Raw genomic sequence first — 13534 nt, 5'->3', positions numbered from 1 at the left:
TATAAAAATAGACAATAAATTAAGGGTTTAAAACTGAACATTGAATTCCTATAGAGTATGTTTGTTAGAGAGCTAAATCGATTTTTTGGTAGATTTAAGTCTGTGATGACTTTACCAATGGTTTTGTCGGTACCGTTTGTAGTGCAAACATTTACTGCGGTAACTTTGGTTGGTTACTTTTCTTATCGACATGGGCAAATAGCGGTAAATAATCTTGTTAGTCAATTGCAGGATGATATTAGCGATCGCATTTATCAGAAGTTGGATACCTATTTAGCAATTCCTCAACAGGTTAATCAGATTAATCTCCAAGCAATTAAGTTAGGAATGTTAAATTTACAAGATTTCCAAAAGACAGGAAATTACTTTTGGCATCAACAACAAATTTTTAATCTTGGTTATATTAATTTTGGTAATCTCCAAGGTGAATTTATTGGTGCTGGATATGAAAAAGGTGATGTTCGCATTTCGGAGAAAGTAGTTGGAAAACCCTATAAAATCTATGCAGTAGATAGGGATGGAAATCGAACTAATGTAGTTGAAACAAAACTAGAGGCATTCCCTAATGATGCAGCTTGGTATAATGAAGCTGTCTTGAAACGTAAGCCAATTTGGAGTGATATTTATAGTTGGCAAGATGCTCCTGATGTCATGGCGATTTCTTCTAGCTATCCTATTTATAACCAAAAGAAACAGTTTTTGGGTGTGATAGGAGTAGATTTAATTCTATCAGAAATTAGCTACTTTCTACGGAATATAAAGGTGAGTGAATCAGGTCATACTTTTATTATTGAACGCAATGGTATGCTAGTCGCTAGTTCACTGAATGAATCTCCCTATGTGATTAAAGATGGTAAAGCAAAAAGAATTGCCGTGAATCAGCTAGCTAACCCTTTAGCGAAAGCAACTAAAAATCAATTAATTAAAAATTTTGGTAGTATTAGTAAAATTAAATTTGCTACTTCACTTAACTTTGCAATAAATGGGAAAAAATACTTTGCAAAAGTAAATCCCTGGAAAGATAGTTATGGTTTAGATTGGTTGATTTTAGTGGTTGTACCCGAATCAGATTTTATGGCAGAAATTAATGCCAGTAAACGCACAACAATCTTACTTTCTTTACTGACTTTAGTTTTAGCAAGTAGTTTGGGAGTGTTGACAGCACGTTGGATTTCTCAACCAATTATGAGATTGAGTAATGCAGCTAAATCTTTGGCAAAAAAGGCTGCTGCTGCCGATTTTGAGGGTAAAGTGCTGGAGCTAAATCTTGAAGCTTATCGGATTCAAGAGATGTCAATTTTGGCTCAATTATTCAACCAAATGGCAGAAAAATTTTACCATACCTTCAATGCTTTAGAAAGTATAAATAGTGAATTAGAAAACCGAGTAAATGAAAGAACCGCAGAGTTAAAAGCAACTCAAAATGAATTATTAGCTCTGTTTCAAGCAATGACAGAATTAATTATTGTTTTAGATATATCAGGAAAATATTTAAAAATTGTCCAAACTCAACCGCAATTTCTCTATAAACCCGCAGATGAATTAATTGGTCGAACTTTACATGAAGTTTTCTCAAAAAGTGAGGCTGATTTTTTTCTAGAGCATCTACAATACTCATTAAAAGAACAAACAAGTATTAACATTGAATATAGTTTAATAATAGCAGATAAAAAAACTTGGTTTAGCACGACAATTTCACCCATCGATAAACAAACTGTCATTTTTGTCGCGAGAGATATTACCCAAGCAAAACATATAGAATTAGTATTACAAGAAGCACTTATCGCTGCGGAATCAGCATCTAAAGCAAAAGGTGAATTTTTATCAAAGATTAGTCACGAACTCAGAACGCCTTTGAATATCATTCTTGGCTTCACTCAAGTGATGTTACATGATAAAAAATTAGCTCAAGAAAATTATGTAAATGTTCAAACTATCCATCGCAGTGGCAATCATTTACTTCAACTAATTAATGATGTCTTATCAATGTCAAAAATAGAATCTGGTCAAATTACTTTAAAAGAAAAAATATTTCGTTTAGATGATTTTATTGAAATAATATATGAGATGCTCCAGTATAGAGCAAAATCTAAAGGATTGGAATTAATTGTTGAAAAAGGGCAGGATTTACCAGAATATATTCAAACAGATGAGAGCAAATTACGCCAAATATTAATTAATTTGATTGGTAATGCCATCAAATTTACAAAAATTGGTCGGGTAATTTTACGAATTATGGTGGCTAATAATTTACAGTTAGATAATGAGATAAATAAAGAAATATATCCAAAAAATAAATCACAATTATGTACAGTATACTTTGAAATTGAAGATACAGGTATAGGGATATCTTCAGAAGAAATCGATAATTTATTTACACCATTTATACAAACTAAATCTGGTCGAGATGCGATGGAAGGTACGGGTTTAGGTTTAGCGATTAGTCAAAAGTTTGTCCAAGTAATGGGAGGAAATATCGAGGTTCAAAGTACTTACAAACAAGGTTCTATTTTTGCATTTAAAATCCCTGTGAAATTACCAAAAATACAACCAAAACAGCTTTTAAAAATAGAATTACCAGAAATTATAGGATTAGAAATAAACCAACCTCAATTCCGTATTTTAGTAGTTGATGATATTATCGAGAACCGAGAATTAGTCACGAAAATGCTTGAATATGTTGGATTCGAGGTACTTACAGTCGCAAATGGCAAAGAAGCGATCGCAGCGTGGGAGACATGGCAACCTCATCTTATTTGTATGGATATGTTAATGCCAATTATGGATGGATATGCAGCTACAAAGGCTATTAAAGCAAGAGAGGTAGAGATTAGAGCAAAAAGCTTAGAAAGGAACGAATTACTATCTTCTTCCCCGATTATAATTATTGCCTTAACAGCAAGTGCTTTTGAAGAAGAACGTGATGCAATTTTTGCAGCAGGGTGTGATGATTTAATCTATAAACCTTTTCCAGAAAGGCTATTATTAGAAAGGATATCTCATCATTTAGGAGTGCGTTATATTTACCAACAACAGGAATTTGAAGTATTAGAAACAGTAATGTATCATGTTGAATTAACTAGTGATGATTTGAAAATGATGTCGAAGGATTGGCGAATTCGCTTAGTGGAAGCGTCGAAGGCACTTGATGATACATGTATTTTAGAACTAATTCAAGAAATTCCGACGACTGAGACAAAATTAATTGCCGGATTAAAGGATTTAGTTGATAATTTTCGTCTTGATATTATTTTGGAGTTAGCAAATAAGTTTTGATATGATATTTGTTTATATAGAGTGAAGCTCGCGCAGAGACGCAAAGGCGCAAAGAAGTTTTTTATGGGACTTAATAACGTGACTTTTTTCACTCGCGATCGCAGATAAATCTTCCTACAATCAACTTTACTTGGGGATACTCAACAAGCAAGTTTATACTGAAGAGGTGGAGTTGTGAACCGCCAAGCACGCCAAGGAAGAGAGAAGGAAGAGAAATATTAATATGATTTCTGACTCAATTGAACCAACTGTTAAGGAAAGACGAAAAAAGAAAGTACGTTTTAATATCCGGGGAAAATGGCTAATTTTTTTGTTGCTGCTTTTATTAGGAGGTGGAGGGGGGTTTTTTGCTTACCAACAAATGGTAGTTCAACCACGTCAACAAGCAAAACGTAATCGGCAAACAGTTGCGATCGCACGAGAAAATTTAACTGTCACTGTGACGGCAAATGGTACGGTTCAACCAGAGATGTCTATCAATCTTAGTCCTAAGACATCGGGAGTTTTGAGAAAATTATTTGTCAAAGAAGGAAAGACTGTCAAAGCTGGGGAAGTATTGGCGAAAATGGATGACTCCAATCTCCAAGGGCAACTTCTCCAAGCTAAGGGGCAATTGGCACAAGCGGAAGCCAATCTACAAAAATTAATTGCCGGAAATCGTCCCCAAGATATAGCCCAAGTACAAGCCCAATTAACCGAAGCTCAGGCAAATTTACAAAAAGTTAAAACCGGAAATCGTCCTCAGGATATAGCTCAGGCACAAGCAAGATTAGAAAGTGCCCAAAGTCTATTACGTCAAGCTGAATCCACCTTCAAACAAAACGATCGCCTTTACAAGCAAGGGGCAATTTCCTCACGGGATTGGATCGACTCCCAAAGCCAACGCGATCGCAATTTATCCCAAGTGTTGGAGGCAGAAAAAGCCCTGGAATTACAAAAGGCTGGTTCTCGGCAAGAAGATATTCTCTCTTCACAGGCAGCAGTTCAGCAAAAACAACAGGCTTTATCCCTCGTTCAAGCTGGTTCCCGCATCGAAGATATTGCCCAAGCTCGTGCCCAAGTTATTACTGCAAGGGGAAGTCTGACAACAATTCAAACCCAAGTTAACGATACCCTAATTCGCGCCCCTTTTGATGGCATTGTCACCCGCAAATTTGCTGATCCAGGGGCATTTGTCACCCCAACCACAGCCGGAAGTGCGGTATCCTCGGCAACATCATCATCAATCCTTTCTTTGGCATCAGCAAATCAAATTGTCGTCAATGTTGCTGAGAGTAATATTGCCCAGATGGGACTTGCACAAAAAGCCACCATTACAGCCGATGCTTATCCGGGGAAGAGTTTTACTGGTAAGGTTACGCAAATTTCCCCCCAGTCGATTGTTCAGCAAAATGTCACTAGTTTTGAGGTTAAAGTGGCAATTCTTGATGATAAAGAACTGCTTTTGCGTTCCGGGATGAATGTTAATGTCACTTTTGATGCTGGTACTTTGGCAAATGTGTTGGTGGTTCCTACGGTTGCGATCGTTCGACAACCGGAAGGTACGGGGGTTTATGTGAGGGGGGAAAATAATCGTCCGGAGTTTGTGCAAATTTCTACGGGGTTGACGGTAAATGAGAAGACTGAGGTTCGTTCGGGGTTGAAGGGGAATGAGCGTATATATATTACTTTCCCGGAGGGTAAACGTCCCCGTTCTCGTGTTCCTGGTGGTTCTCCTGGTGTTCCTGGTTTGGGTGGTAGGTAAATAAAATATGGATTGGTGTCGCGCTAAGACGCAGAGGCGCGGAGAGAATATAAGAGAAGAGTGGGAGTTTTATATTTTACAGAATTTTATAAGTACTTTGATAACATTTATACACTCTTCTCTGCGTCTCTGCGCCTCTGCGTGAGGTACTTAAAAATAGCTGTAATTCCCTATTCCCTATTTATTATGTCAAATCAAAAGCAGTTTAATAATTCTCTGGCTACGGAAATTGCGAAGATGGCTGTTGAGTCTTTGTGGAGCAATAAGCTACGAACGGGATTGACGATGTTGGGGATGATTATTGGTATTAGTTCGGTGGTGGCGATTACTTCCGTTGGACAAGGTGTGCAGAAGGCTACTGAGAAGCAAATACAGTCGCTGGGTTCGGATGTGATTTTGGTGCTGGCTGGTGCTTCTAGTCAGGGGGGTGTTAGTCAGGGTGGGGGTTCGGCTTCGACGCTGACTTTGAGTGATGCGGAAGCGATCGCAAAACAAGCTAGTGCGGCAAAGGCTGTGACGGCTTTTTTACAACGGGGACAAATTCAAGTTGTTTATGGTGGGCAGAATGTTGCTACTACTGTTGTGGGGACTGATTTGAATTTTCCGGAGGTGAAAGATAGTCAACCCGAAAAGGGGCAGTTTTTCAGCCAAGCTGATTTGGATAGCGCTGCACCAGTGGTTGTTTTGGGTACGAAGGTGAAGGAACAGCTATTTGGAGAAAGGGAAGCGATTGGTGCGGAAATTCGTGTCCAAAAGCAACAATTTCGGGTGATTGGGGTAATGCCTGCTAAAGGTGCTGTGGGTAATACAGATCAGGACGATCGCGTGTTTATCCCCCTGACGAATATGTCTCGACGAATTGTTGGTAATAATGCTATTTCTGGTGTTTCTATTTCTGGGATTTGGGTATCGGCACAGGATAGTACCCAACTTGATGCGATTCAGTTTCAAGTTACAAATTTGCTCCGCTTGCGACATAATATTTATCCACCGGAGTTAGATGATTTCCGCATTATTAATCAGGTTGATATTGCGAATACATATACCAGCATCGTTAGTATGTTTACGGTGATGATTGGCGCGATCGCAGGAATTTCCCTGGTGGTTGGGGGTATTGGTATTGCGAACATTATGCTGGTTTCGGTGGTGGAGAGAACTAAGGAAATTGGTATTCGTAAAGCAATGGGTGCAACGAATGATGCAGTGTTGACCCAATTCCTTACGGAAGCAATTGTGGTTTCTACCGTTGGTGGCAGTATTGGGATTGTATTTGGGATGGGAATTGCGATCGCAGCTTCTGGTTTAATGAAAATTCCCCTCGTTATTTCTCCTTGGTCAATTATTACTGGTTTTGGTATTTCTGCCAGCGTTGGTTTGGTTGCTGGTGTTGTTCCCGCAAGGAATGCCGCAAAATTAGACCCAATCACCGCTCTACGAAGCGAGTAAGCACACAGCAAAAATATATTTTATTCCCTCTTCCTTCTTCCTCCTGCCTCCTGCCTCCTGCCTTTCTTCAATAATCTGAAAATAAATAGTCAATTTTTGGCAACTTTACGAAAATTATGTAATATAACGAACATTTACAGTGCAAAATGTAAAGCAGTATTATTTATTGCTTTATACTTGTATCTTTTCTGCCCCATATCTCCAAAAACTGCTTTGCCCATGAATGTCTCTCTAGCTCAAGATTTATCTCTGTATCATTTAATTGCAACCAGTGAAAATGGTTGTCAACCTTCCTCCGTGTCACCAGCGACATTACTAGCAATGGTGCGATCGCAAATCGACATCATGATTGAGCAGCAAATACCAGCTACGGTATGGGCAAAGCTTCCAGCAGGAAATATTTGGCAGTCGGAGTTATTACGCTATCAGCAAAAAGCGAACCCATCTGCAAAAATTTACACTTGCCATTTGGGAGAATCTCAACCACAAAATTCAGTAAATGGAGTTTCTGAGACTTCCTTACATTTACCGATATATTTCCCGTCAGATAAATTACAACGGGAGTATTTTTGGATAGTACTATCTCCCCAATTTTGCAGTTTAATTGTGGCTTTACGTCCATCTAGGGGTGTGAAAAAGCAAAAATCTTTAAGAGCAATTATAAATAAAGAACCAAATACAAAACCGAATACAAAACCAAAGCCAAAACCGTATTTAGTCACAATGACATCCTTTGATAGTAAATTGGTTGGTCACGTAGTGGAAAGCTTTCAACAGGTTTTTACACAAATTCCATCAATCCAACCAATCATCGATCCAGATATCGACAAATTAAATTTTCCCCATACAACTGAACCTGCCATTTTGAATAGTTTGCTGGTTCGACAAATGCAAAAACAGGAAGAAATTCATCGCAAGCGGACAAAATTACGTTTGGGTAAGTTGCAACAACAAAATCAACATCTCCGTGTCAACCTGCAAGAAAAAGATGTTTATTTAAATCATGTGTGTCAGGAAATACGTACACCTCTTACCCACATGAAAACCGCTTTGTCGCTGCTAAATTCCCCCGCACTCAAACCACCACAGCGACAGAGATATTTGCAAATGCTACATTCCCAGTGCGATCGCCAAAATTCTCTCATCACTAGCGTACTTGAATTGGTCGAACTGGAGCGAAACTTAAAATATCCTAATTTTGAAGCAGTACACCTTTCTGATATCATACCTGGGGTTGTTAGCACTTATCAGCCCCTCGCCCAAGAAAAAGGAATTATGCTTGCTTATACCGTACCAACTGATTTACCACCAGTTTGGTTTGTTCATGGTGGACTCAAACAAATAGCAATTAATCTTTTGGGTAACAGTATCAAATTTACAACTAATGGTGGTCAGGTTTGGGTGAAAGCTAGACTGCAAGGGGCATATATATTGTTAGAAGTCCGTGATACTGGTATTGGAATTGCCGAGAGCGAAATATCCAGAATTTTTGACCGTTTTTATAGTACTCGTCCACCAATCGCAGAAGAATCAGGTGGTGGGGGATTGGGTTTAACCGTTGTTCAGCAATATCTGCAACGGTGCGGGGGTGCGATTTCCGTCAAAAGCAAGCAAACAGAGGGTTCTACCTTTACAGTACAGCTTGCGATATGCCAGAGGCATTAAGCTCCACTTATTACATAGCGAACAAATTTGTTTATCCCACAGGGAATCGTAGGTTGTGCTTACAGCACTTCCGGTAGCTATGAGGTACATACTCAAAGCTGAAAGCTATGATTAGAAGGGAGGTGAGGGGAACAACTGTATTGTGTAATAGCCGGAAGTGCTGTAATGGGGAATAATTTCTTCATTATCTCGACCAAAAGATACACAAGGACTGTCAATTTCTTGTACAGGTTGGAATGAACTACAAAAAACGACATTTGAACAATTCACCCCAGATTCATCCGGGTTAGTGCATTCTGTCAAATCTTCTACCAAAGCATGAAAAATACATTCATTGCAGATAGTTTTACATGGTGATAATTGCCTGTCGTTTGCATTATTAGGCATATATGAAAACTCCAAATAAATTATTTGTTATTATAGAACTGGAGAAGCAATATATCCTGTCTCTATATTTAATACAAAATCTAAAATTAAAAGCTTGTACTGAGCAACAGCGAATGTATCCAAAATCTCTAACTTCTTTACAGACTATGCAAAGCATCGTCTCTCCTAGTACAGTTTGGCGTAAATATGCCTAGCATTTAGGGCTTGAATTTAGTCCTCTTTTAGAGGACTTTCGCTATTAGACAGAGGTTTATAACCTCTGGCTCTGACTTGCGCCGTTTTGTACTAGTTACTTTTGATATACTTAGTGGAATATGTTTAATTTAGAATCATAAATTAAAGGTAAATTAATTATAAATTAAATGCAGTTTTAGAGATATTCTCTTGACATAATTAGGAGCATTAAGATAGTATTCGCCCTATAATATGAATTAAGTGCGCCCGTATTTACTTAATATTGAAAAGCCCTAAAAGCAAATGAAACATTGTTATTTTTCATTTGTATCGAAAATGTCTGTAAATCTAAAACATGCAAATTTAAATAACGTCTGTATTTACTTAAGGAAAACGGATATATAGGATAAGCGAGGCAGTTATATTGATACAAGGAAAATACCTTTATATCATTTCATACATAAGTACTAAATTGCTGAAATTAACTATATATAAATTTCTTGTTTAAGAGCTACACAGCAGCTTTCAATCATCTTAATATTGGGGCTAACTTTGGACGCAATACCTCAACACCCATGCGAATCTGCCAAAATCCCAATTGCTCTAACCCCTTCAACGCAGACGAAAATAAATTCTGTAATGCCTGTGGACACAGCAACTTTGGCGACTTGCTGCGGAACCGTTTTCGCGTCTTGAGGCTATTAGGAGAAGGTGGTTTCAGTAAAACCTATGCCACAGAGGATGTCGATCGACTTGATGCACCATGCGTAATCAAGCAATTTTTCCCCCAGGTGCAGGGAACAGCATCACGTGCCAAAGCCGCACTATTATTTAAAGAAGAGGCATTTAGACTATATGAATTAGGCGAAAATCACCCTTCAATTCCTCGGCTGCTTGCTTATTTTGAGCAAGGAGCAAGTTTATATTTGGTACAAGAATTTATTGAAGGGGAAACTTTATTTAAGGAGCTACAAACATCTTCATTTAATGAAGCAAAAATCAGGCAGTTACTCACCGATATTTTGCCAGTTATTGCCTTCATCCATTCCCGTAATGTGATTCACCGAGATATCAAACCTGAAAATATTATTCGTCGTCATGGTGATAACAGGTTGGTGTTAATTGATTTTGGTGGAGCGAAACAAATCACACAAGCCAGTATTGCCAGACAAGCGACGGTAATTTATACAATTGGTTATGCTCCTAGCGAACAAATGGCTGGTTTTGCCTGTCATGCCAGCGATTTATATTCATTGGGTGTAACTTGTGTGCGGTTATTGACAAGATGTTTGCCGCAGCAAGATAGATATGGAAATATGTACGATCCGCTTTATGATGCTATTAATGCTCAGTGGCTCTGGCGGCAAATATTGAGCCAGAGTAATTTATCAGTCAGCGAACAATTAGGATATGTTTTAGATAAACTCCTCAAAAACTTAGTTCGAGAAAGATATCAATCAGCAGTCGAAGTTTTACAGGATTTAAATAATAGTAATTTTACGAATTTCTTTGGAAGGGTGACAATTCCCCCAATAGAATCACCACAACCATCTCAACCTAATAATACTTTTACTAATAATCCACCTTCTAGACCAGCTTTTCAATCTCAAGAACTATTAAAAGTACCTGCTTTTCATTCTTTTGAATTTGATGTACTCACAGTAGATACCCAGGGTAGAGAAATTTCCAGAGAACGTAACATGACACGTTTCTTTACTGAAGACTTGGGAAGTGGGATTTTCTTAGAAATGGTATCCCTTCCCAGTGGCAATTTTTTAATGGGTTCTAGGGATAATGAAGGAGATGCCGACGAGCGTCCCCGACACTTAGTTATGATTGAACCATTATGCATGGGTAAATATCCGATTACACAGGGACAGTGGCGAGCAGTTACAGCCTTACCCAAAGTCAATATTGCCTTAAATCAGAATCCATCAAAATTTAAAGGTGCAAATCGCCCTGTAGAAAATGTATCATGGCACGAAGCACAGGAATTCTGCGATCGCCTTTACCAAAAAACTGGACGTAAGTACCGTTTACCAAGTGAGGCAGAATGGGAATATGCTTGTCGTGGGGGAACAACGACACCATTTCACTTTGGGGAAACCATAACACCCGATTTGGCAAACTGCGGTGGTAGTGATAGTGCCATATTGGAAGGTAGGAGTCGATTTCGTCGGGAAACTACCCCAGTGGGAAGTTTTGAACTCGCTAACAATTTTGGATTATATGATATGCACGGCTTAGTGTGGGAATGGTGCGCTGACCCCTGGCATAATAATTATATTGGCGCACCTGATGATGGAAGTGTGTGGGAATGGGATGGGGATAAAAACCGCAGAGTGTTGCGGGGTGGTTCTTGGAGTTTTAGCCCTGTTTTGTGTCGCAGTGCTAGTCGCAGTTGGAATGAGTCTGATGGTGGGTTGCGGATATGCGGTTTTCGAGTGGTTGTTAGTCTTTAGTGCAGGAAGGCAGAAGGAATATTGCCCATAATAGACATCGACAGAATTTAATTATGCTTTACCCAGAACCAGCAATTCTCATTTTAAGGTTTCATGACATTGAAACCCTTACAGTCAGAGGGTTTTACAATTCTTAACGAATCTGGGGAGCGCTGAAATGGCGCAAAATCGTTTCAAAATGAGAATTGCTGACCCAGAACCCTTGTAGAGACGTAGCATTGCTACGTCTCTACGTTTTTTCCACTAGATGTCTAATATATAGCGGTTCTCAGTTGATTTAAATACAGTTTGTGATTAAGAGTACTGTAGGGGAACCCACGGTTGTTTTCCCTGGATTGTATTTCATCTAAACGAGAAGCCCTATAAACTTAGGTTTTAGGTGGTTTGCCCTAATTTATATTTCATCCCACGAGAAGTGCCATAAAAACAGTTTCATAAAAATAATTTCCTTGATTCCAGCGAAAAAGTGCATAAGTCAATTTGAAGTGCATTTACTTACACACAGAGGCAAAGCGAAACGCTAAACCTTCAAATCAAGACACTTTATTTACTGAACAAAAAGGAACAAAAATCATGGCTACTACCCAATACGGACAACAATATCCGAACGCTTGTGTATTTTCAATTCCCATTATTTTGCATATTCCAGTCCAACTTCAACCCGAAGTATCTTCTGCCCCCACTGTTTGTGTAATGCAAAATGGTTATCCTAAGCAACAAACACCATTACCAGCACCGCAACCTACTTACTAAATGTGTGTTGAAGTGATACCAAATAAGATACCAAAAGTAGGAAAGGATGTTGTTGATTTCTGTGTTACAGAATTGCTACTTAGTAACATCATTCAATTAGAAGCTGAGATTTATAGACGATACATCTGATAATTTATTTTGGCTTAAATTCAGAATAAATATTGGCTATAAATCCAGCTTTTAAAAACGACATCAAGCATTACATATAATTTAGACCTCAAATTCTAGACCTTCTCTCAATTAACCTTCAATTATTACCGGAGTGTATTCTATGACTACTTCAAATCAACATGGCAACTATCCCAATGCTTGCGTATTTTCAATTCCTATTGTTTTGCAAATACCAATCCAATTGCAACCTGAAGTTTCTGCTGCACCACCTGTTTGTGTAATGCAAAATGGCTATAGCAAGCAACAATTACCAGCATCTACACCACAAGCTACTTACTAATTTATTAACCTATTAACTAACAAATTGGAGTCTCGACAAATGACAAAACCTAGTGAATACCCCCAACCCCAATATCCACAACCTCAACCTCAACCTCAATATCCACAACATCAGAATGCTTGTTTTTTCTCTATTCCGATTGTTCTGCATCTTCCTATTCAACTTCAACCAGAAGTTTCCGCAGCACCAACTACTTGCGTAATGCCAAACGGGTATCATAAGCAGGAATATAAAGAAACCCAGTCTGTATAACAGCAATAAAACTTTCTGTTATGGCTAAAATTGATTGCGATAAGCCCAGATTAATACCTAAAGCATATCGCATTCACTCACAATAATTTTCACAATAAAAATCAGGAGAATCTCAAATGTCTAATGCAAATGCTAATCCTAACGACTATAAGCAATATCCTAATGCTTGTGTTTTCTCAATTCCTATTGTTTTACAAATACCTATTCAACTTCAGCCAGAAGTTTCTTCTGCACCAACTACTTGTGTGTTACCAAATGGTTATCACAAGCAATATCAGCCAACATCGGGTAGTAATTAATTATTTTAGAGTAATCTAATTTCTTGCTAATAAAGGCAAAATTTGGTTTATTTAATTCGTAAGCTGGATATTCCAGCCTACGATAGTTTCATGATTAATAATTAACCCATTAAATCATTAAATCAAGATTATGATGACTTCAAATCAAACTAAATATGATTTGCCAGAATATGAAATTATTCTTTCAATTAATTTACAGTTGCCGATTCGGATTAAACCTGAGGTTTCGATAATACCATTAATATATAAAGATAAAAATATTGAAGAAAATAATTATCAAAATAATCCAGTCAATAAAGAAAATCAAGTTGATTTAAATCAGCTTGATAATCAATTTTTACACCAATCTATGCCACATCAGGAAACGACTTTAGTAAAACAAATCATGGCAGAGGTTGTTTTTCCGGAAAATTTTCAACATACGGGTACTATTGTTAGAGAAATAGTTGCTAAGGTTGTTTCTGTGGAAGATTGTGAATCGGAATATGTACAACAAGTTTCGGTTTACAGATTACCTGGTGAACCTGTTCGTCAGATACAGTATGAGAAGTCTCTATTATCACAGAGAAAACAGGATAAATGGGATGGGGAGGGCAAACAACCGTTTGCCCCTACAATAAAAGAG

At 38.0% G+C, this 13534-nt stretch carries 11 protein-coding genes; 10 read left to right on the top strand and 1 reads right to left on the bottom strand.

Annotated elements, in window-relative coordinates:
* Positions 1-57: 57 nt before the first annotated feature.
* The 4 genes from CK510_RS15750 (at position 58) to CK510_RS15735 (ending at position 8131) form a co-directional block, all read left to right on the top strand.
* Positions 58-3276, top strand: a complete 3219-nt coding sequence (locus CK510_RS15750; RefSeq protein WP_095722603.1) for an ATP-binding protein — start codon at positions 58-60, stop codon at positions 3274-3276.
* Positions 3277-3499: 223 nt separating this feature from the next.
* A complete protein-coding gene (locus CK510_RS15745) occupies positions 3500-5020 on the top strand; it encodes an efflux RND transporter periplasmic adaptor subunit (RefSeq protein WP_095722602.1) in 1521 nt (506 codons plus the stop codon).
* A 186-nt stretch (positions 5021-5206) separates the two neighbouring features.
* Positions 5207-6466 carry an ABC transporter permease gene (locus tag CK510_RS15740; RefSeq protein WP_095722601.1) on the top strand — a complete coding sequence of 420 codons (1260 nt, stop codon included), beginning with the start codon at positions 5207-5209 and terminating at the stop codon, positions 6464-6466.
* A gap of 219 nt (positions 6467-6685) precedes the next feature.
* Positions 6686-8131: a DICT sensory domain-containing protein gene (locus CK510_RS15735; RefSeq protein ID WP_095722600.1), complete on the top strand. Its 1446-nt coding sequence runs from the start codon at positions 6686-6688 to the stop codon at positions 8129-8131.
* 111 nt (positions 8132-8242) lie between these two features.
* Here CK510_RS15735 and CK510_RS15730 read toward each other — a convergent pair whose 3' ends face one another.
* The gene (locus tag CK510_RS15730; protein ID WP_342745966.1) at positions 8243-8518 is read right to left on the bottom strand and encodes a hypothetical protein; all 276 of its coding nucleotides are present in this window, start codon (positions 8516-8518) and stop codon (positions 8243-8245) included.
* A gap of 749 nt (positions 8519-9267) precedes the next feature.
* On the opposite strand from CK510_RS15730, the gene CK510_RS15720 reads away from it, so the two are divergent.
* The 6 genes from CK510_RS15720 to CK510_RS15695 form a co-directional block, all read left to right on the top strand.
* A complete protein-coding gene (locus CK510_RS15720) occupies positions 9268-11154 on the top strand; it encodes a bifunctional serine/threonine-protein kinase/formylglycine-generating enzyme family protein (RefSeq protein ID WP_095722604.1) in 1887 nt (628 codons plus the stop codon).
* A gap of 573 nt (positions 11155-11727) precedes the next feature.
* Entirely contained in the window at positions 11728-11907 is a 180-nt protein-coding gene (locus CK510_RS15715; protein WP_143289318.1) for a hypothetical protein, read from the top strand.
* A 271-nt stretch (positions 11908-12178) separates the two neighbouring features.
* Positions 12179-12358 carry a hypothetical protein gene (locus tag CK510_RS15710; RefSeq protein ID WP_095722597.1) on the top strand — a complete coding sequence of 60 codons (180 nt, stop codon included), beginning with the start codon at positions 12179-12181 and terminating at the stop codon, positions 12356-12358.
* A gap of 39 nt (positions 12359-12397) precedes the next feature.
* A complete protein-coding gene (locus tag CK510_RS15705; protein ID WP_095722596.1) occupies positions 12398-12610 on the top strand; it encodes a hypothetical protein in 213 nt (70 codons plus the stop codon).
* Positions 12611-12726: 116 nt separating this feature from the next.
* Positions 12727-12909, top strand: a complete 183-nt coding sequence (locus tag CK510_RS15700; RefSeq protein WP_095722595.1) for a hypothetical protein — start codon at positions 12727-12729, stop codon at positions 12907-12909.
* 130 nt (positions 12910-13039) lie between these two features.
* The coding region (locus tag CK510_RS15695) for a hypothetical protein (protein ID WP_143289317.1) at positions 13040-13534 on the top strand (495 nt) is incomplete at its 3' end.

Origin of the sequence: Brunnivagina elsteri CCALA 953 (assembly GCF_002289455.1) — a bacterium.
In the GTDB taxonomy this organism is placed as follows: domain Bacteria; phylum Cyanobacteriota; class Cyanobacteriia; order Cyanobacteriales; family Nostocaceae; genus Brunnivagina; species Brunnivagina elsteri.
This window is presented reverse-complemented; position numbering and strand designations above follow the sequence as displayed.

What these genes read in the sequence shown, in the direction of transcription:
- CK510_RS15750 (WP_095722603.1), top strand. Translation starts at nt 58, where the DNA reads ATGTTTGTTAGAGAGCTAAATCGATTTTTTGGTAGATTTAAGTCTGTG.
- CK510_RS15745 (WP_095722602.1), top strand. Translation starts at nt 3,500, where the DNA reads ATGATTTCTGACTCAATTGAACCAACTGTTAAGGAAAGACGAAAAAAG.
- CK510_RS15740 (WP_095722601.1), top strand. Translation starts at nt 5,207, where the DNA reads ATGTCAAATCAAAAGCAGTTTAATAATTCTCTGGCTACGGAAATTGCG.
- CK510_RS15735 (WP_095722600.1), top strand. Translation starts at nt 6,686, where the DNA reads ATGAATGTCTCTCTAGCTCAAGATTTATCTCTGTATCATTTAATTGCA.
- CK510_RS15730 (WP_342745966.1), bottom strand. Translation starts at nt 8,518, where the DNA reads ATGCCTAATAATGCAAACGACAGGCAATTATCACCATGTAAAACTATC.
- CK510_RS15720 (WP_095722604.1), top strand. Translation starts at nt 9,268, where the DNA reads ATGCGAATCTGCCAAAATCCCAATTGCTCTAACCCCTTCAACGCAGAC.
- CK510_RS15715 (WP_143289318.1), top strand. Translation starts at nt 11,728, where the DNA reads ATGGCTACTACCCAATACGGACAACAATATCCGAACGCTTGTGTATTT.
- CK510_RS15710 (WP_095722597.1), top strand. Translation starts at nt 12,179, where the DNA reads ATGACTACTTCAAATCAACATGGCAACTATCCCAATGCTTGCGTATTT.
- CK510_RS15705 (WP_095722596.1), top strand. Translation starts at nt 12,398, where the DNA reads ATGACAAAACCTAGTGAATACCCCCAACCCCAATATCCACAACCTCAA.
- CK510_RS15700 (WP_095722595.1), top strand. Translation starts at nt 12,727, where the DNA reads ATGTCTAATGCAAATGCTAATCCTAACGACTATAAGCAATATCCTAAT.